Origin of the sequence: Sphingomonas sp. 2SG (assembly GCF_005503285.1) — a bacterium.
In the GTDB taxonomy this organism is placed as follows: Bacteria; Pseudomonadota; Alphaproteobacteria; order Sphingomonadales; family Sphingomonadaceae; genus Sphingomonas; species Sphingomonas taxi.
The window spans coordinates 19,081-36,311 of record NZ_SCMZ01000028.1; the positions used below are offsets into that span (position 1 = coordinate 19,081).

Annotated in this window: 19 protein-coding genes; 5 read left to right on the forward strand and 14 right to left on the reverse strand. The window is 64.3% G+C overall.

What is annotated here, in order from left to right:
* Position 1 precedes the first annotated feature (1 nt).
* Together FFS23_RS12490 and FFS23_RS12495 are read left to right on the forward strand one after the other, a co-directional pair.
* Entirely contained in the window at positions 2–1,072 is a 1,071-nt protein-coding gene (locus FFS23_RS12490) for a DUF3500 domain-containing protein (protein WP_137898850.1), read from the forward strand.
* A complete protein-coding gene (locus FFS23_RS12495; protein ID WP_137898851.1) occupies positions 1,054–1,617 on the forward strand; it encodes a hypothetical protein in 564 nt (187 codons plus the stop codon). The genes FFS23_RS12490 and FFS23_RS12495 overlap by 19 nt, the downstream gene beginning before the upstream one ends.
* Positions 1,618–1,761: 144 nt before the next feature.
* On the opposite strand, the gene FFS23_RS12500 is transcribed toward FFS23_RS12495, so the two are convergent.
* From FFS23_RS12500 to FFS23_RS12550, 11 genes are read right to left on the reverse strand one after another with little or no spacing between them, the layout of a single operon-like run.
* Positions 1,762–4,236, reverse strand: coding sequence for a hybrid sensor histidine kinase/response regulator (locus tag FFS23_RS12500; protein ID WP_137898852.1), 2,475 nt, complete (start codon positions 4,234–4,236; stop codon positions 1,762–1,764).
* A 36-nt stretch (positions 4,237–4,272) separates the two neighbouring features.
* Positions 4,273–5,379, reverse strand: coding sequence for a catalase family protein (locus tag FFS23_RS12505; protein ID WP_137898853.1), 1,107 nt, complete (start codon positions 5,377–5,379; stop codon positions 4,273–4,275).
* A gap of 44 nt (positions 5,380–5,423) precedes the next feature.
* Positions 5,424–6,632, reverse strand: a complete 1,209-nt coding sequence (locus FFS23_RS12510; protein WP_137898854.1) for a zinc-dependent alcohol dehydrogenase — start codon at positions 6,630–6,632, stop codon at positions 5,424–5,426.
* A 30-nt stretch (positions 6,633–6,662) separates the two neighbouring features.
* Complete coding sequence (locus tag FFS23_RS12515) at positions 6,663–6,878, reverse strand: hypothetical protein (protein WP_137898855.1); 216 nt, start codon at positions 6,876–6,878, stop codon at positions 6,663–6,665.
* Entirely contained in the window at positions 6,875–7,435 is a 561-nt protein-coding gene (locus FFS23_RS12520; protein WP_137898856.1) for a type 1 glutamine amidotransferase domain-containing protein, read from the reverse strand. The genes FFS23_RS12515 and FFS23_RS12520 overlap by 4 nt, the downstream gene beginning before the upstream one ends.
* A 4-nt stretch (positions 7,436–7,439) precedes the next feature.
* The gene (locus FFS23_RS12525) at positions 7,440–7,946 is read right to left on the reverse strand and encodes a DUF1440 domain-containing protein (RefSeq protein ID WP_137898857.1); all 507 of its coding nucleotides are present in this window, start codon (positions 7,944–7,946) and stop codon (positions 7,440–7,442) included.
* On the reverse strand, positions 7,943–8,413 hold the full coding sequence (locus tag FFS23_RS12530; protein ID WP_137898858.1) for a hypothetical protein: 471 nt from the start codon (positions 8,411–8,413) through the stop codon (positions 7,943–7,945). The genes FFS23_RS12525 and FFS23_RS12530 overlap by 4 nt, the downstream gene beginning before the upstream one ends.
* Positions 8,410–9,024, reverse strand: a complete 615-nt coding sequence (locus FFS23_RS12535; RefSeq protein ID WP_137898859.1) for a carboxymuconolactone decarboxylase family protein — start codon at positions 9,022–9,024, stop codon at positions 8,410–8,412. Before FFS23_RS12535 ends, FFS23_RS12530 begins: the two co-directional genes overlap by 4 nt.
* The gene (locus tag FFS23_RS12540) at positions 9,024–10,130 is read right to left on the reverse strand and encodes an NAD(P)-dependent alcohol dehydrogenase (RefSeq protein ID WP_137898860.1); all 1,107 of its coding nucleotides are present in this window, start codon (positions 10,128–10,130) and stop codon (positions 9,024–9,026) included. The genes FFS23_RS12535 and FFS23_RS12540 overlap by 1 nt, the downstream gene beginning before the upstream one ends.
* Before the next feature lie 28 nt (positions 10,131–10,158).
* The gene (locus FFS23_RS12545; RefSeq protein ID WP_137898861.1) at positions 10,159–11,235 is read right to left on the reverse strand and encodes a catalase family protein; all 1,077 of its coding nucleotides are present in this window, start codon (positions 11,233–11,235) and stop codon (positions 10,159–10,161) included.
* A 56-nt stretch (positions 11,236–11,291) separates the two neighbouring features.
* The gene (locus FFS23_RS12550; protein WP_137898862.1) at positions 11,292–12,383 is read right to left on the reverse strand and encodes an alpha/beta hydrolase; all 1,092 of its coding nucleotides are present in this window, start codon (positions 12,381–12,383) and stop codon (positions 11,292–11,294) included.
* A 125-nt stretch (positions 12,384–12,508) separates the two neighbouring features.
* On the opposite strand from FFS23_RS12550, the gene FFS23_RS12555 reads away from it, so the two are divergent.
* Positions 12,509–13,255, forward strand: a complete 747-nt coding sequence (locus FFS23_RS12555; RefSeq protein ID WP_137898863.1) for a Crp/Fnr family transcriptional regulator — start codon at positions 12,509–12,511, stop codon at positions 13,253–13,255.
* 213 nt (positions 13,256–13,468) lie between these two features.
* On the opposite strand, the gene FFS23_RS20615 is transcribed toward FFS23_RS12555, so the two are convergent.
* Positions 13,469–14,113, reverse strand: coding sequence for a helix-turn-helix transcriptional regulator (locus FFS23_RS20615; RefSeq protein ID WP_283214456.1), 645 nt, complete (start codon positions 14,111–14,113; stop codon positions 13,469–13,471).
* Entirely contained in the window at positions 14,113–14,424 is a 312-nt protein-coding gene (locus FFS23_RS20620; protein WP_283214457.1) for a cupin domain-containing protein, read from the reverse strand. Before FFS23_RS20620 ends, FFS23_RS20615 begins: the two co-directional genes overlap by 1 nt.
* A 60-nt stretch (positions 14,425–14,484) precedes the next feature.
* Between FFS23_RS20620 and FFS23_RS12565 the strand changes: the two genes are divergently transcribed.
* On the forward strand, positions 14,485–15,234 hold the full coding sequence (locus FFS23_RS12565; RefSeq protein ID WP_137898864.1) for an SDR family oxidoreductase: 750 nt from the start codon (positions 14,485–14,487) through the stop codon (positions 15,232–15,234).
* A 61-nt stretch (positions 15,235–15,295) separates the two neighbouring features.
* Here FFS23_RS12565 and FFS23_RS12570 read toward each other — a convergent pair whose 3' ends face one another.
* Complete coding sequence (locus FFS23_RS12570) at positions 15,296–16,162, reverse strand: SDR family oxidoreductase (protein WP_137898865.1); 867 nt, start codon at positions 16,160–16,162, stop codon at positions 15,296–15,298.
* 101 nt (positions 16,163–16,263) lie between these two features.
* Between FFS23_RS12570 and FFS23_RS12575 the strand changes: the two genes are divergently transcribed.
* Positions 16,264–17,157, forward strand: coding sequence for a LysR family transcriptional regulator (locus tag FFS23_RS12575; RefSeq protein ID WP_137898866.1), 894 nt, complete (start codon positions 16,264–16,266; stop codon positions 17,155–17,157).
* Positions 17,158–17,231 lie beyond the last annotated feature (74 nt).

Here is a 17,231-nt window from a genome sequence, read left to right on the forward strand (position 1 = left end):
GATGATGAAGCGTCGTCAGTCCTTTTCCTTCATCACCGCATTTGCCATGCTTTCAGCCTGCGGCAGGGGCGGTCCGCCCGTTTCCACACCCGTCGGTGACGGCGCGCCGGGATCGTTGATCCACTCGGAGGCTCCTGACGATCAATCGCGCCGCATCGTCACGGCAGCGCAGGAATTTCTGAGCAGCCTCGATGCGTCGCAGCGAAAGGCCGTGCTGTTTCCGTTTTCGGATGGGGCGCAGCGGGTAAAATGGTCCAACTTTCCAACTGGCTTCGTGCCACGTGCGGGCACGCCCTGGGGCAAGTTGACGGCGCAGCAGCGCGGCCGCCTGACTGCGCTGCTGCGGGCGGTGCTGAGTCCGCAAGGCATGGAGATGGTCATCGAGCAGATGCAAGCCGACGACATCCTTGCTCGCAAAGAACCCACGATGTTTGGAGCAGATCGCTATTTCGTCAGCATGGTTGGCATGCCGTCGCTCGACCGTGCCTGGACGTTCCAGTTCGGAGGACATCACCTGGCGATCAACGCTACCGTGGCGGGGCCGCAGGTCACGTTGTCGCCTAGCCTCACCGGCGGTGAACCGCTGAAGTTCATCCGCAACGGCAAGCGCATCTACATCGTCGAGAACGAGGTCCTCCAGGCGCAGGCGCTGATGCGGGCATTGACGCCCGGTCAGACAAAATTGGCAGTCCGCTCAACGCAGAAAATCGATCTCGTGCTTGGTCCTGGTCATGATGGCCAGGTACTCCAGCCCGAAGGCCTGCCGGGCAGTGCGATGACTCCGAGGCAGAAGCAGCAATTCCTTCGGCTGATCGAAGCGCGGCTCGACTTCCTCAACGCGGACGATCTGGCTCCGCAGGTGGCTGCAATACGCGCGACGCTGGACCAGACCTATTTCGGTTGGTGGGGAGCGACATCGCCGCTCGGTGCTGCCTACTACCGCATCACAGGTCCGCGCGTGCTGATCGAATTCTCGCCGCAGGACATGGACGGCGACGCCACCAATCACGCGCACAACATGTTCCGCGATCCGACAAATGAATATGGCTCGGCATGGACGAAGCTACGTTGAAGGCGCTCCGAACGACGCTGGCGCTGACAGCGGCAATGGTGACTGGTGCGGTCTCTGCCCACCCGGTGCACGAGGTCGTGCAGAACGCCTATCTGACCTTATCGCCGGGTAAGGTCGGGTTAGAGCTGGAGTTGACCGCTGGACCGCAGGTCGCCGGCCGGCTTATCCGCGCGCTCGACCGCAATGGCGATAAGCAGATCAGCCCCGCCGAGGCACACGCATTCGCCGGCCGCGTGCTCGCGCAATCCCGGCTTACGATCGACCGCCGCCCGCTCGTGATCCGGGCCTTGTCCGTCGATATGCCCTCCTACGCCGCGCTGCTTGGCGCGCATGGCACGATCCGGATCGTCGCCGTTGCGGCGCGGCCAGCTCAGCGCGGGGGAGCGACGCTGGCGTATCGGAATGTCTATAGCCCGGCGGAAAGCCGCTGCGATGCCAATATCTTCGTCAAGCCGGGGAGGCGGGTGGCCGATCGCATAGAGGGTCAGGACCATAGCCCAGACGGACGAGCTCTGATCGTCCGCTACGTGAATGCGACCCGCTAAAGGCGGCGGCCGAACCTCCGGCCATCCGCAGCTATGGCCAACCCCTTGTCTGCGACCAAAGCCTGCGTTCCGACGCCGTTCGACCTGCGAGCAGCGCCTTCCGAACGTCGCTTGATCGGCATCCTGCATGTTTCGCGAGCGGGCCTACCCAGCCGTTCCACTACGCATCATATCCGAGACCTTCGACGTCAGCGCCTGGATCGTAAACGGCTTGGTCAGCAATTCCATGCCCGGCTCGAGATGGCCATTACCAACCGCTGCATTCTCTGCATAGCCGGTGATGAAGAGGACCTTGAGCCCGGGTCGCAAAGCGCGCGCCGCATCAGCGACCTGCCGGCCGTTCATCCCGTTGGGCAGGCCGACGTCGGTGATCAGCAACTCGATCTTCGCCCCCGACTGCAGCACCTTGAGCCCGGCAGCGCCATCCGCCGCACCGATCACGGTGTAGCCCTCCTCGTCGAGCACTTCGTCGATGAGGTGGCGGATAGTGGCTTCGTCATCGACCACGAGGATCGTCTCGCCCGCAGCGGCGGCGGCGCTGGCGATCGCCTCCTCTTCTTCCAGCAACAGGGCATCGCCCGCGTAACGGGGCAGATAGATGCAGATCGTCGTGCCTTGATCGATCTCGGAGTATATTCGTACCTGTCCATGTGATTGGCGAGCGAAGCCGTAGATCATCGACAGCCCAAGACCGGTGCCCTGCCCGATCGGCTTGGTCGTGTAGAACGGTTCGAACGCCCGTTCGATTGTCTCCGCGGTCATGCCGGTTCCCGTGTCCGACACGCAGATGGAGAGATACTGTCCCGGCGGCAGATCGCGCTCGCGCGCCACCCGCTCGTCCAGCCACTTGTTCGCCGTCTCGATCGTGATCCGTCCGCCATTCGGCATCGCGTCTCGCGCGTTGATGCACAAATTGAGGATCGCGCTTTCCAGCTGCGTCCCGTCGATCATTGCCGGCCATAGTCCGGCGGCGCCTACCGTCTCGACGTCGGTCAGCGGACCGACCGTGCGACGGAGAAGATCCTCCATGCCGAGGATCAGCCTGTTCACGTCCGTCGGACGAGGATCGAGCGTCTGCCGCCGGGAGAAGGCGAGAAGGCGCTGCGTCAAAGCCGCGGCGCGCCGGCCAGCCCCCTGAGCAGCTAGAATAAAGCGTTCGGCGTCGTCGAGCTTGCCGCGGGTGAGCCGCATTTGGAGCAGCTCGAGATTGCCCATCACGCCGGTGAGGAGATTGTTGAAGTCGTGCGCAAGCCCCCCGGTCAACTGGCCGACGGCTTCCATCTTCTGCGCCTGGCGCAGCTGCGCTTCGGTCGCGACGATCGCGTCGGCGGCAGCCTTTTCCTCGGTGGCGTCGCGTCCGACCGCGATAATCTGGCCGTCGCCCGGACCCGCGTTCCAGACGATGTCTCGGTAACTGCCGTCCTTGTGTCGATACCGGTTCTCGAAACGGGCATAGGCCTCGCCGGACGCGATGCCAGCTGCACCGGAGACAGTGTGGTCCAGGTCGTCCGGATGGATCAGGGAGAAGAGGGGGTGACCGACAAGCTCGCTTTCCGACCACCCCAGGATCCTCGTCCAGGCCGGGTTCACCGCTTGAATACTGCCGTCGAAGCCGGCGATCAGCATGAGATCAGAACTGAGCTGCCATAGGCGATTACGGTCCTCGGTCCGCTCGGTCACCTGCTGTTCGAGGTTGGCGTTCAGGCGCTCGAGGTCCTTCTGCGCCTGCCACCGGGCAGTTTCGTTGCGGGCGATCTTGATGAAACCGCGTTCCTGTCCCTGCGCATCGACGGGAAGGGGGTGGACCGACCCGTTCAGGAAAACGCGCGTCCCGTCCTTGCTCAGATGCCAGCGCTCGTCGTCGGCGCACCCCTCACGCGCCGCATTGGCGATCTCGCGGATGTCCGCACCGTTGGCGCGATCCTCGTGGGTGAAGATCATCGAGGCGGGCTGGCCGATCGCATCCTCCGCGGTCCAGCCCAAAACCGCCTCGGCACCGGCGGACCAAGTGTTGATGACGCCGCCGGCGTCGGTCGTGAAGATGACGTGGTCGCGCGCACCTTCGATGACCAGGCGCAGGCGTTCCTCGCTGCCCCGCAGAGCCGCATCCGCCAGAACGCGCTCGGTCGTCTCGTTCGTCAGGATGAATAGCCCGGCGACCTCTCCGCCGGCGTCTAGAACGCGCGAATAGGAGAAGGTGAACCAGGTGTTGGACTGCCCTCGGTCCGTGTCGAGCGTCCAAGGCAAATCCGTGAACCGCTGGCTGCGACCAGCGAAGGCGTCGTCGATGATCGGCTTCGCCTGCGCCCAGGCGTCGGCCCAGACGACATGGAACGGGGCACCCATCGCCCAAGACAGGCGGGGTCCAAGCAGCGGAAAATACGTCTCGTTGAAGAAGAAGGTAAGCTCGTTGGTGCCCCACGCCAGGATCATGGACTCAGGCGAGTTCAGAATGGTGCTCAGATTTGATTTTAGGATGTCCGGCCAGGTTGCCGGCTGTCCTAGCGGGTGGGAAGACCAATCACGCTCCACGATCAGGCGCGTCGCTTCGCCCCCGCCAGCAAGGAAGCGGAGCTCGGCTGGTAGCGAGGAAGGGTCACGGAAAGCGTCGGAAATCATGGTCCTCAATTGTTCGTTTGTTTTCGCCGAGCGCGGCTATTCCGCTCTGAAAGGCAATTGCGCGGGTATCTGATCGATTGAACCCGTATTCTGCTCGTCGATGCCGTTTTCACGATGGCGAAACGCGCTTAGCGCCCGATATACCTGCAGGCGGGCACGCATCACGCCGCCGAGCGGACGGTGCGCGGCGAGGCTGTGTGCTGGCCGGAAGGTCATCACCTCGTCGAAGTAGCGCACCCGCTCCGCGCCATAGGCCGCTTGCCGCGGCAGGCGGATGGTAGCGACGGTGCGATACTCGCTGTCCTGCGCTGGCCACTCTACGGAAGTGTCCTCAATCGGCTGTGTCTCGGCATTGGCCCAGAGCTGGGCACGCAGTTCAAAGACCGCGTCATGCTCGTCGAAATAGGCGATCGCAGCGTGCCGGAAGCCGTCCTCGTCCTCGTGCGGGTCGAGCTGCCAGTCGTCCAGCGCAAGCTGTTCTGGCGCGACCGGGAAGGCCCCCAGCTTTGCAACATAGTCGCCGTAGCGGATCGGGCATTGGCTGAAGTAATAGTCATCGAGCGGGTGACTGTAGGGGTGGCCGTAAAAGTCGAGCGTCGGGCTGGGACCGCCAGCTACTGCGTTGAGCACCTTGTTGATGTTGCGCGCGATCGAGGAAGCGGCGCTCTTCACGCCTTCGGGCATCGGCGTCGTCAGGCCGATCTTCTTGGCCTGGCTCAGGAAGCCCGCCGGGGTGCCTGCCGGGAAAGTCGTGCCGCTGGCGAACACGAAATCCTGGGTGTCGACTTCGTGGCCTGGCAGCTTCTCGCCCTCGACCCCGAACACCTTGATCGCCATTCCGCGATGGGTGGACACGCGGTCGCCAAGGTTCTCGCCGGGACCCTGTGCGAAGCGGACGGCGACCTGGAAGGTGCCGGCCTGCGCGAACAGCCCCTGAGCCAGTTCGCGCGGCAGGTCATCGGCGACCGTCAACTCGCCGATGACACAGGCGGTGCTCTTGGCATGGCTGGCGCGGACCGCATGGCCTTCGCGTTTTTCGACGGTCTGGCTCTCCTGGGTCATACCCTTGATGATGCCGTCGATCGACTCCTGCTCGTTCTCCTCAGGGGTCTCAATGTCGTCGCTGTAGCGCAGATAGGTCATGCTTGGTCTCCGGGGGGCAAGCGGTATGTGGTGGACGATGCCGGTCAGCTGGCAGGTTCGAGCTCGACCTTCATCCAGCCCGGCTGGCGATCGTCGAACGCCTTGTAAGCTTCGATCGCGTTGGTCATCGGCTCGACTTGCGTGAGGATTTTCACTGGGTCCAGCCGGCCGCTTACGACATGGTCGAGCAGCACATCGTAATAGGCGCGGTGATTGGCGTTGCCCATACGCAGCGTCACGTTCTTGTTCATCGCCATACCGATCGGGAAGGTGCGGTCGGTGGGCGGGTAGACGCCAATGATCGAGATGGTGCCGCCCTTGGCGACGCATTCCACCGCCCAGTCGAGAACCTGGCCCGGATTATCGCCGGCCTTGAAGTGGGAGGCAAACTTCCGCGCTGCGGGTTCGATCGCGTACTGCTCGACCAGTTCCTTGGCTTTGCCGAGCAGGCCCGGCTCGTCCGGTCCGCCGTGCGCATGCTGCGCGTCGACGCCGACCGCGTCGATCACCCGGCGTGCGCCGTCACCGTCGGTCAGCTTCAGTACCGCGTCCGGTACGTCGATCTCGTCGAAGTTTATGGCCTCGGCTCCCTGCGCCCGCGCCATGTCGAGGCGATCGGGCAGGCGATCGACCGCAATGACGCGCCCGCCCATCAGCTTGGCGCAGGCAATGGTAAGCTGGCCGACCGGACCGCAGCCGAACACGAGGACGTGGTCGCCCTGCTCGATTTGAGCCAAGTCCGCGCCGAACCAGGCGGTCGGCAGGATGTCGCTCATCAGGATCGCCTGATCGTCGCTGATCGAATCCGGGATCGGCACGAGGTTGACGTCGGCCCAGGGCACGCGCGCCTTCTCCGCCTGCAGCCCCTTCAGCCCGCCCGCACCCTCGGGCCCGCCGAAGAAGGCGGTGCCCGCGCGCTTGCCCGCCGGATTGGCGTTGTCACACTGCGCGTAGAACTGCTTGGCGCAGAACTGGCACTCGCCGCAGCCGACGGTCGACGGGATGATCACCCTCTGGCCAACCTTGATGTCCCGGACCTCCGCGCCGACGCTTTCGACAACACCGATGCCCTCATGGCCAAGGATCTGCCCCTTTTTCATTCCGCTGAACGTGCCACGGACGAAGTGGAGGTCGGTGCCGCAAATCGCGGACGCGGTCAGGCGGATGATCGCGTCTTTTGGGGATTCGATGACGGGCTCGGGTACATCCTCGATGCGGATGTCACCGATGGCATGGAAGACGACGGCTTTCATGAACGGCTCCTCGGGGTGCTCACAATCTGGTCAGCGACGCGGCTTTACGGCCGTGCAGCAGAATGCGACCGATCGGACGGCATCACCATCGGTCTTGGTCGTGAACGACGCTGCGTTGGCCAGCGTCGAAGCGGCGGCATGCTCGGCATCCGGGCTGTCGACCGGTAAAATGTGCTCCACGATGGTCTCTCCGCTGGCCGGATCGAAGACCCGGATCGTGCAGGCAAAGGACTTCAACTCCGTCATGCCCGGTCTGCCTGCGCGCCCTCGCAGAACTCCTTGACGAGCTTGGCGCAGAAGGCTGGCAGATCGTCGGGATCGCGGCTGGTGATGAGCCCCTGGTCGACGACGACCTCCTGATCGACCCAGGCGCCGCCCGCATTGCGAATGTCGGTCTGGAGCGTGGGAAAGGAGGTGAGCGTTCGCCCCTCGACTTCATCCGCTTCGATCAACGCCCACGGCGCGTGGCAGATCGCGGCGACGGGCTTGCCCGCGGTGAAGAAGTCGCGGACGAACGCCACGACAGCCTTGGAGCCGCGCAGCTTGTCCGCTCCGACTGCACCGCCCGGGATGATGAGCGCATCGAACTCGGCCGCGGATACATTGCCAATCGCCCTGTCGACCTTAAAGGTCGCGCCAGGGTCGAGGTCGTTGTTGACCGTCTGCGCATCCTCGGTGCCGAGGCTGATGACGGTGACCGCACCCCCGGCCTCCTCAACCGCTGCCTTGGGCTTGGCAAACTCGGGCTCCTCGGTGCCGCGCGGCGCGATGAGGATCGCAATCTTCCTGCCATCGAGTTTCATGGTTCTACTCCGCTGATTTGGTGAGCGTACCGTCGACCTGCCGGCGAACGATCTCGGCTGTCCCGCCGAAGACGAGATGGGAGGCGTAGGCGTAGAGCGTGGTCGAGAGCGGCGCCTTCCACGGTGCGTCGCCCAGACCGACGGCGGGGACCGCTGCCTCGTCGAGCAGCGTTGCCGTGCCGAGCCCGAAAGCGGTCCCGTAGCCGGTGGTCACCGAAGGACGGAACTCGGCAGCGATGCCGTAAGCGATGCCGAGACCGATCCCGAGCGCATAGTGGACGCTCTGCCCGGCCAGCGGTTTGGCGGCGTCCGGCACCTCGTGGCCAGTCGCAGCCTTGGCAACGGCATCTGCTGCCTGCTCAGTCGCAGGTTCGTCATCGCTGCCGTTGGAAGGAAGCAGCGAAGACGTCGCCGCCTGAAAGCGATCCATCGCGAACGAGGCGACGGCGCCGGCGATTGCACCCGCGACGATCCCGCGAGTAATGCGAACGGGCGTGGAGAGGTCGCTCATGCCGCAGTCCTCGTTGCCAGCTTGGCACCGGCAGCGGTCGCCAATCCGAAGGCGACATGGTTGACCGTATGCATGCCGATCGTCTTGGCGTCCGAGCGCCACTCTGGCTGCTTCACCCCCAGCAGCGGACCCGTCAGCCAATGCGCCACCCCGTAGAAAGCAAGTCCGAAGGCGATGCCGCTTGGCACAGCACCGGCATCATCGTCGGTCGCTGCGGCATAGGCAACGCCAGCCAACGCCGACAGCAGCAGGTGACCACCCTGCACGACGGCCTGCTCCTGCGGGTCCGGCGGGCCATTGCCCGTCGGCACATGGTGCACGCTGAGCTGATGTGCGAATGCTCGGCCGAGGTCGGTCAGCTCGGACGCTTTCCGGGTCTTCTTCTCCTGCGCCATCATCATCGCGGTGAGGCCGAGCCCCGCCACTAGCGCACCCGCGACCGCACCCGCCGTTCGCTTGCCGTTCATGGCCGCCCTCCCGCCGTTTCTTCCTCGGGATCATCGGGCAGGCCTTCCTCGCGACCGGGCACCGACATGTCGTAGGCATTGAGCAGCAGCGAGACGAGGCAGTAACCGCCGACCAGGTAGATCAGCTCGGCGGTCTGCTCCTCGCCGAACGCCCGTACGGCGCGATCATAGGTGGAAGCAGGCAGTTGCCGCCGGCCGGCGAGCACGGCCGCGACGTCGTAGGCGGCAGCTTCCTCTTCGCTAAGGTCGGCGGGACGCTGGCCGGCAGCGATCGCCGCGACCTTCTCCGCCGACAGTCCGGCGGCCTCGCCGACCCGCTCGTGCGCATATAGTTCGTAGCGCGAGTTGAAGGCGGCGCCCGTCACTAGGATCGCCACTTCGTGCGCGGGCTTCGGCAGCTTGGAATTGTCGATCAGCGCCTTGGTGTAGGTCCAGGCGGCGCGGCCGAACGCGGGGAAGCGCAGCATGGGGGCGAACGGCCCGACCAACGCTCCGTCCTCTCGCTTCGACACGAACCCCTTCAGATGCTCCGAAATGTAGCCGGCCATCTCGTCGTTGAGCGTGCGCAGGTCGTCCGGCATCTGCGCCGGCGGGAACGGAGGCGCGCGCATCAGGCCGCCTCATCCATCTCGCGCTTCAGCGAGGCCATGTCGATCACGTAGCGGAAACGGACGTCCTCGTTCTTCACCTTCTTGTAGGCATCGTTGACGTCCTGGATGTCGATCACCTGCACGTCGGGCGCAATGTTGTGCTCGGCGCAGAAGTCGAGGACGTCCTGCGTCTCCTTGATCGAGCCGATCAGCGATCCTGCCAGCGTGCGGCGATGCATGATCAGTTCCTGGTTGTTGTACTTGGGCTGCTCGTTGAGCGCGCCCACCGCGCAGAAGGTCGCGTTGCGCTTCAGTAGCGTGATGAACGGGTCAACCTCGTGCTTCTCGGGCACGGTCGAAAGGATGAAATCGAAGCTCAGCTCGAGGTCCTTGTAGGCCTGCTTGTCGCCTTCGACGACGACCTGCGTCGCACCTAATGCCTTGGCCGCCTCGATCTTGTCCTTGTCGGTGGTGAACACCGTCACTTCGGCACCCATCGCCTTGGCGAGCTTCACCGCCATGTGGCCAAGACCGCCAAGGCCGACGATTCCGACCTTGTCGCCCGCCTTCACGCCCCAGTGGCGGAGCGGCGAGAAGGTCGTGACGCCCGCGCACAGGATCGGTGCGGCCGCCTCGACAGGAATGCTCTCGGGCACCCGAAGGACGAAATCCTCCGGCACGACTATCACGTTCGAGTAGCCGCCATAGGTGTTGTCCTCGGCGTAGGTGTTGACCCCGTCGTCGGTCTGCGCGGCGGGTTTCATCGGACCGTTGTAGGTGGCGAGCCAGCTATTGTGACCTTCGCAGTGATGCTCGTCGCCCTCGCGGCAAGGCTCACAGCTCCTGCAGCTGTCAATCATGCAACCGACGCCGACCAGGTCGCGAACCTTGTGCCGCGTCACCGATGGGCCCGCCTCGCTGACGCGGCCTACGATCTCGTGCCCCGGCATGCAGGGGTAGACGGTATTGCCCCAATCATTCTCGACCTGGTGGATGTCCGAGTGGCAGACGCCGCAGTAGAGCACGTCGATCTGAACCTCGTTGGCCTTGGGCGCCGGCCGCTCGAACTCGAGCGGCTTCAGACGGCTGAAAGAGTGCTTGGCTGCGTAGCCGAGAGCCTTGGTCATGCTAGATCCTTTGCAGTGCGGTTCAGGCCTAGGCGGCCGAGGGTTCATGATACGGGCAGCCGTTCACGCGCGCGCGAAAGTCGGCGGAGTGGCGGTAGGTCGCGTTGCGCGCCCGGTTGATGTTGCCGAGCGGCTGGTGCGCAGCGAGGCCGGTCCAGATGCTGAACCGCATCTCCTCATTAATCTGCTGGACCTTGTCCTCGGTGAAGCTGTCCTGCTTCGCAGCGCGGATTGTCGCGACGGTCTGGAAGGGCGCATCATCCTGCTTCCACTCGGTCGTGGGATCCTCGATTGGCTGCTTATCCAGGTCGCGACAGAGCTGGACCCGCAGTTCCCACTCCATGTCGAGCACCTGGGTCTCGGACCGGATCACCTGGCGTAGCGCATCGGGGCGGTTGGTGGCATCGATCGTCGTGTCGGTCTGGTCGGTGAGATCATTGGACACGGGGAAGACCGCGAACTTGGCGATATAGTCGCCATAGCGGAACGGCGTGACGCTGAAGTAGGTCTCGCCGAGCGGGTCGGTGCTGGGAGCGCCGCCGAGCGTCTGCACCTTGGGGCTTTCGATCCCGACCGCGCTCAACACGGTGTTCACGCCGCGCAACACCTTCGACATCGTCTCCTTGGTGCCCTCGAGCTTGTCGGTGGTGCCGGCGAGGAGCTTGAGGTTGCTCAGGAACTGGTCGGCGGTCTTGTTCTGGAACACCGGACCGTTGACCATCACGAAGTCCTGCGTAAGTCCATCGGCATCGGGCAAGCGTTCGCCCTCGACGTCCATAACCTTCAAAGCGAGACCGCGCGGCAGACTGATCGTGTCGGGCAGGATGTCACCAGCGTTTGTCGAGAAGCGCATTACGACTTTGTGCTCGCCTGGTGTGGCGAACAGCCCCTGGGCCAGCTCTGCCGGTAGGCCGTCACGGACGGTCAGCGTGCCTTCGAGGAAGCCGTGCGCCTTGGCATGAACCGAGCGGACGGCATGATCATAATCCTCCGCGGTCTTCTTGAGGATCGTGTCGAACGTCTCATTGAGCTTCGCGATCGTCTCGGCCTCGTCGGGTTTGACGTCCTCGACGTCGGGAGAATAGCGGACTGGTGTCTGTGTCATGGGTGCAAGTCCTAATTAACATGGCCGGCGGCGGCTTTAGACCGCCGCCGGCACGCTCAGCGGCGCGGCGCAGGAGCCGCGAATGCTGCCTTGAGCCGCGCAACCGCGAGGTCGTTGGCCTGCTTGGCGCCGCCCACGACCTTGGCCATGCCGAAGAACTCGTGAGTGACACCCGGGAAGGTCTTCTGCTCGACCTTGTCGCCGGCCGTGCGCATCGCCGCTGCCAGCGTCTCACCGTCGGAGCGCAATGGATCGATCTGCGCGTTGATGATCGTCGTGGGCGGCAGCCCCCGTAGGTTCGCCGCAACAAGGTTCAGGCGCGGGTCCTGCGCGTCCGCCTTGCTGGTCTGATAGTAGTAGCCGAACCACGGCAGCATCGCGCCGTTCAGAGGCTTGGCATTGGCCGAGTCCCGGCGCGAGGGCAGCGTCATGCTGCTGTTGGCGATCGGGTAGACTGAGACGATGTAGCGCGGTGCGGTCAGGCCGTTGTCCCGTGCGTAGATCGCGGTCGCTACCGCGAGATTGCCGCCCGCGCTCTCGCCTACGGTGGCGATCCGGGCGGGATCACCGCCCCAGCTCGCCGCGTTCTGAAGCGTCCAACGATAGGCAGCGGCCGCATCGTCGTGCTGCGCCGGGAACTTGAACTCGGGAGCGTGACGGTACTCGACCGATACGACGATGGCGTTCAGCGCCTTCGCCATTGCACGGGGAGCAGCGTCATAGGTATCGACGTCGGCGATCACCCAGCCGCCGCCATGATAGTAGACGACTAAGGGCATCGGCTTGCCGCTAGCGGATGCGTTCGCCGGCTTGTAGATGCGCGCGAACTGCTTGGGATCGCTGCCGTAAGGTATGTCCTGCGTCGTCACCGTTGGATCGGGGGCAGTCGACATACCCTTCTTCTGCATGACCGCCTTGGCACCATCGGCCGCCGACGGCTGCATCCGGGCTTCGGCAGGAGTCAGCGTCTCGATCGGCTTGCCCCCGAGCGACGCGAGCGCGTCGAGGACCACCTGCATGTCGGGTGCCGCCTTGGCGGGTTGGGTAGCCGTCGCGGGCGGCGGAGGGGGAGGAGGTGCCGTAATCGAGCGCGGCGATTGAGCGGCTGCGGGGAAGATGGCGATCGCGGCGGATGCGGCGATCAGCATCGAAATGGTTGTGCGCAATGGTCCCTCCTGTTGGTGTTAAATCATCAACACCAAACGGGACCCAGTGTTTCGGTACGAAAGTAGACCCAGGTTGAGAAGCAAGCGTCGAGATTGTAGGCGGACGCATGGACGATCGGTCTTTTGACGCGGAAGGTGAAGGCTCGCTGCGAGCGCGGCCAATTACGGATAATGCGCTGCTGCGCGTCTTGAGCGAAGCTGATCGCGCCGCGCTCGTGCCGCATCTGGAGATGGTGCCGTTTCGCAATGGTGACATGATTGCGCGCGCTGGCGACCCGGCGAACAGCATCTGCTTTCCGCTGACCGGGATCGCCGCGGTGCTCGATTCCCTTGAAGGCGACCGCCGGTACGCCGTGGCGCTGGTCGGGAACGAGGGGTTCATCGGTTGGCCGCTGCTGCTCGGTGACGGCCGATGGCCACATGACGTGGTGATGCGAGCCGAGCACGGCGTGGCGCTGAGGCTCTCGGCTGCAGCATTGCACGAAGCATTGGCTGAACACCCGAAGATCCGTGCCGTGTTACTCCGCTTCGTGGGCGTGCTGATGACCCATATGAGCAGGACCATCGTCTCGTCGCTCGCGCATTCGATCGAACGGCGGATGGCGCGTTGGATCCTGCTCTATCACGATCGGGTATGTGAAGATGACATCTGCATGACTCACGAGGAGTTCAGGCTAATGCTCGGCGTTAGGCGCAGCAGCGTCACGGACGCACTTCATAAACTCGAGCAGGAAGAGGCAATTCGATCGCTTCGCGGCCGAGTGATCGTGCGCGACCGAGAACGTCTTCTGCGTCTGGCAGGCGATACTTACGGCTTTGCCGAAGCGGAGTACCGACGCCTGCTAATTGAATAATACCAGCGGCAAGGCGCCAGGAACTTTCAAACCAACAACATCCGGTTCTCTGAGATTTCGCTTGTTGGGAAGCCGAGCCTAATCGGGTGTAGTCAGCATGTCATGACTCCATGGCGAGCTACATGAATGAGTGTCCGTAGTTGGGGAGCATGAGAGCAGGCCGGAATGGCGGATTGTGGGTCGTTCGCCCCACAGGGCTGTGCCACTCATTCGTCATTGGGCCGTGTCCGATACTCGCGTAAAGCGCATGGGCGGCATGCCGACGTGCCGGGTGAAGGCTGTGCTGAACGTGCTGGCCGATCCATAGCCGACTTGGGCAGCGATCTGACCGATCGCGAGATCGCGTGTCCGCAACAGGCGCTTCGCCAACGCCATCCGCCAGGTAAGCAGATACTCGATCGGCGGTATGCCGATCGTGCTGGTGAAGCGTGCGAAAAAGGCGGAGCGGGACATGGCCGCTTCGGCCGCCAAGTCCGAGACCGTCCACGGATGCGCGGGGCGTGCATGCATGACTCGCAACGCCGCAACCAGTCGTTCGTCGGACATGCCCCGGGCGAGGCTTGGCATGGCGGCGGGACCGGAGCCGCAGCGCAACGCCTCGATCAGGAGGACCTCGAGCAGGCGTTCCAGCACCAATTCGCGTCCAGGCCTTGCCTTACGGGTCTCGTCCCCGACCAGATCCATCAACGTGGCCAGCCGCGGCTCGCCGCGTGCCACCACCATTGCGGGCAGCAGCGACAGGAGCAGAGCGGCGTCGGGTGATGCGAAACTGCAGATGCCGACCTGCATGCGCAGATTGACGGGCTGATCCACCTGTCCGATGCGGAACTGGCCCTCACCGATGTCTGTCGGGGTCATCACGGCGCCGTCCGGCGGTGGGCCATGCTCTCGATGCCGTCTATGGCCCGATCGCCAGTAGCCGGCAGCAGCACGAAGTCGCCGGCCCGCACAACGATCGAGGCTTGGCCGGCGTTCACCACCCGGCATTCGCCTTCCCGCACGGCGAAATAGACGGGCTTGCCCTCGACGTCGCGGCGGATGCGCCAACGACCGGCATATTCGACCAGTTTCGAGAAGCTCGCGGAGGGCCGCAGCAGGGTCACGATCTCGGCAAGCGGATCAATGGTCATATCAGGACGATCGCCAATGAAGTCGGGATTGTCGACCATAGCAAGTCTTGATCCTGGAAACCATCTTCGGCGCTCCCCCACTCGTCAACGGAGCAAGACATGCCCAGCGTCCTCATTACCGGCTGTTCCTCGGGCTTTGGTCTCGAAACCGCAAATCTGTTTCTCGACCGCGGCTGGAGCGTCATCGCGACGATGCGCACGCCTGACCCCGGCCTGCTGCCGTCGTCGGACCGGCTCACCATCCTGCCGCTCGACGTCACCGACCGCGACAGCATCGCCAGCGCGGTTGCGCAGGCGGGGCCGGTAGACGTGCTGGTCAACAATGCCGGTTTCGGCGCCGCGGTCCCGATCGAACTCATCGAGTTTGAGACGGCGCGCCAACTCTTCGAGACCAATACGCTTGGCACGCTTGCGATGATGCAGGCGGTCCTTCTGGCTTTCCGCGAGCGCCGATCGGGCGTGATCATCAACGTGACCTCGACCGCTACGCTGAAGCCGCTGCCGCTGGTCAGCACCTATCGCGCCAGCAAGGCCGCAGTGAATGCGCTCACCGAAAGCCTGGCGGTTGAGATGCAGCCGTTCGGCGTACGCGTCCATATCGTGCTGCCCGGCCGCTCCCCGACGACGCAGTTCGGCGCGAATGCGAGACCGCACCTGCGCGGTTTCGACGATCCCGATTACAAGCCGATGATCGAGGGCATGATCAAACAGTTCCAGGAGGACACAGGGCCGGTCACCTATGCCGAAGACGTTGCAGCTGCCGTGTTCGAGGCCGCGACCAACCCGTCCGCACCGCTTAAGATACCCGCCGGCGCCGATGCGATTGCCTGGATGGCGGACGCCGCCTGACGTGTGAAACCCGGCGGCCGGCGGGTACCTACCCGCCGGACACCGGGCCACAGCCCGAACATTAGGCGGAAGCCAGCCGCACTGCCGTCTCGCGATAGCCATGCAGGGCCCGACCAAGCAGGCTAGCCATGCGCTTGCGGTCGCCGGCCTCCGGGATCATCCCGTCGCTGACGTAGCGCTCGGCCATCAGCCGCATCTCATAGGCCATCCAGCGTGGCATAAACGTCGCCATATTCTGTTCGAAGCCGCTGGGATCGTCGCCGCCATAACCAACGGGGCGGCCGAGGACTTCGGACCATATCGCTGCCACGTCCTCGCCGGTCAGCGTCTCCGGACCGACCACATTGATCGTGTCGATCGGAAGCCTGCCGGTTGCGCGATCGCGCCGGATCAGCTCGATCGCGGCGACCTCGGCGATGTCGCGCGCATCGACCATGGCCACGCCCTTGCCGCCGATCGGCATCGGATAGACGCCGTGCTGAAGGATGACGTCCTTCACCATCGCCTCGTTGTCGATGAAATAGGTCGGACGCAAAATAGTGGCGCCGAAGTTCATCGCCTCGAGCATCCGCTCGGCACCTGATTTCACCGCGAAGTGGGGTACGTTGACGGCGCAGTCAGCATCGAACACCGACAGATAGACGACGCGATCGACACCGGCCTCTCGCGCGACGTTTAGCGTGACGATCGCTTGGGTAAATTCGTCACTGGTCACCGCGTTGAGCAGGAACAGCGTCCTTACGCCGACAAAGGCCCCGCGCAGGGAGTCGATGTCGAGCAGATCGCCCTTGGCAACATCGACGCCAGCCGGAAACGCCGCCTTGGTAGGGTCACGGGTGAGGACGCGGACAGAAGCGTCGCGAGCGACGAGCTGTTCGACGACATGGCGGCCGACGCGTCCGGTGGCGCCGATTACGAGGATGGTCATGTGGCTTCTCCTTGGGTCTTGCTGACCCGAGCAAGATGCGTGATCCATCTTCAGGCAAATAGACGCGCAATCTAGACACGCCGTCTCATGGGTGAAACGATATGGACCTGCTCGCGCTTGCCGATTTTACGCTCGTCGCCCGCCATGGTGGCTTTGGCAAGGCCGCGCGCGCCGCGCGCAGGCCTAAGGCGACGCTGTCGCGCCGCGTGTCGGAGCTGGAGGCCGCGCTCGACCTGCGCCTGTTTGAGCGCGGCAAGCGCGACCTCAAGCTGACCGAGGAGGGGCGGGCGCTGGCCGAAAGGGCAGGCGCTCTGCTCGCCGAGCTTGAGGAGACGACGGTCGAGATCGCATCGGGCAGCACAGCGGTCTGTGGACGCCTAAGGATCAGCGCACCGCTTCTCTTCTCCCAGACCGCGATGGGGCGGCTGGCGGCCGGGTTCGTGCAGTGCCATCCCGATGTTCGGCTGGAGGTCACGACCGACGATCGCGCGGTCGACATGATCGAGGAGGGCTATGATCTCGTCATTCGGGTGAACCCGGCAGCGGACGATGCGCTGGTGGGCCGGCCCTTCCTCCACGACCGACTGGTCGTCGTTGCTGCACCTGACCTATCGCCGCTGACAGGCGGCATCTTTCCTGCCGTAGTGCGCGACCGCGACTTCGAGAGCAGCTGGATGATCGCCACCGCGGATGGGCAACGCACAATGGCGATCGATCCGGTGCTCCGATTGTCCTCGCTGGTGATGATCCGGGATGCGGTGCGTCTTGGTGCTGGCGTGGCACGCTTGCCCCTCTCGCTGGTCAGCCGGGACATCGCAGGAGGGCGTCTGATTGCGTGGGGTGATGTCCCGGCCTCGCGCGTCGCGCTATGGGCACTCTACCCCTCGCGACGCCTGCTCAACGCCAGGGTGTCGGCATTCTTGGAGTTCCTGCGGCAATCCTTTCCGAATGGGACGGCCGAGGAACTCGCCGCCTATCTGGATGATCGCTGCTGACCTTCAGCAGCTAGCCTGTCACGAGGCGTGACTTGAACGAACGCGACGGCTTTCGGGCAGCGCCTGCCTGGCTA

What these genes read in the sequence shown, in the direction of transcription:
- FFS23_RS12555 (WP_137898863.1), top strand. Translation starts at nt 12,509, where the DNA reads ATGGACGATCGGTCTTTTGACGCGGAAGGTGAAGGCTCGCTGCGAGCG.
- FFS23_RS12550 (WP_137898862.1), bottom strand. Translation starts at nt 12,383, where the DNA reads ATGCTGATCGCCGCATCCGCCGCGATCGCCATCTTCCCCGCAGCCGCT.
- FFS23_RS12575 (WP_137898866.1), top strand. Translation starts at nt 16,264, where the DNA reads ATGGACCTGCTCGCGCTTGCCGATTTTACGCTCGTCGCCCGCCATGGT.
- FFS23_RS12570 (WP_137898865.1), bottom strand. Translation starts at nt 16,162, where the DNA reads ATGACCATCCTCGTAATCGGCGCCACCGGACGCGTCGGCCGCCATGTC.
- FFS23_RS12515 (WP_137898855.1), bottom strand. Translation starts at nt 6,878, where the DNA reads ATGACGGAGTTGAAGTCCTTTGCCTGCACGATCCGGGTCTTCGATCCG.
- FFS23_RS12490 (WP_137898850.1), top strand. Translation starts at nt 2, where the DNA reads ATGATGAAGCGTCGTCAGTCCTTTTCCTTCATCACCGCATTTGCCATG.
- FFS23_RS12500 (WP_137898852.1), bottom strand. Translation starts at nt 4,236, where the DNA reads ATGATTTCCGACGCTTTCCGTGACCCTTCCTCGCTACCAGCCGAGCTC.
- FFS23_RS12495 (WP_137898851.1), top strand. Translation starts at nt 1,054, where the DNA reads ATGGACGAAGCTACGTTGAAGGCGCTCCGAACGACGCTGGCGCTGACA.
- FFS23_RS12535 (WP_137898859.1), bottom strand. Translation starts at nt 9,024, where the DNA reads ATGCGCGCGCCTCCGTTCCCGCCGGCGCAGATGCCGGACGACCTGCGC.
- FFS23_RS12505 (WP_137898853.1), bottom strand. Translation starts at nt 5,379, where the DNA reads ATGACCTATCTGCGCTACAGCGACGACATTGAGACCCCTGAGGAGAAC.
- FFS23_RS12545 (WP_137898861.1), bottom strand. Translation starts at nt 11,235, where the DNA reads ATGACACAGACACCAGTCCGCTATTCTCCCGACGTCGAGGACGTCAAA.
- FFS23_RS20620 (WP_283214457.1), bottom strand. Translation starts at nt 14,424, where the DNA reads ATGGTCGACAATCCCGACTTCATTGGCGATCGTCCTGATATGACCATT.
- FFS23_RS12520 (WP_137898856.1), bottom strand. Translation starts at nt 7,435, where the DNA reads ATGAAACTCGATGGCAGGAAGATTGCGATCCTCATCGCGCCGCGCGGC.
- FFS23_RS12565 (WP_137898864.1), top strand. Translation starts at nt 14,485, where the DNA reads ATGCCCAGCGTCCTCATTACCGGCTGTTCCTCGGGCTTTGGTCTCGAA.
- FFS23_RS20615 (WP_283214456.1), bottom strand. Translation starts at nt 14,113, where the DNA reads ATGACCCCGACAGACATCGGTGAGGGCCAGTTCCGCATCGGACAGGTG.
- FFS23_RS12530 (WP_137898858.1), bottom strand. Translation starts at nt 8,413, where the DNA reads ATGAACGGCAAGCGAACGGCGGGTGCGGTCGCGGGTGCGCTAGTGGCG.
- FFS23_RS12510 (WP_137898854.1), bottom strand. Translation starts at nt 6,632, where the DNA reads ATGAAAGCCGTCGTCTTCCATGCCATCGGTGACATCCGCATCGAGGAT.
- FFS23_RS12525 (WP_137898857.1), bottom strand. Translation starts at nt 7,946, where the DNA reads ATGAGCGACCTCTCCACGCCCGTTCGCATTACTCGCGGGATCGTCGCG.
- FFS23_RS12540 (WP_137898860.1), bottom strand. Translation starts at nt 10,130, where the DNA reads ATGACCAAGGCTCTCGGCTACGCAGCCAAGCACTCTTTCAGCCGTCTG.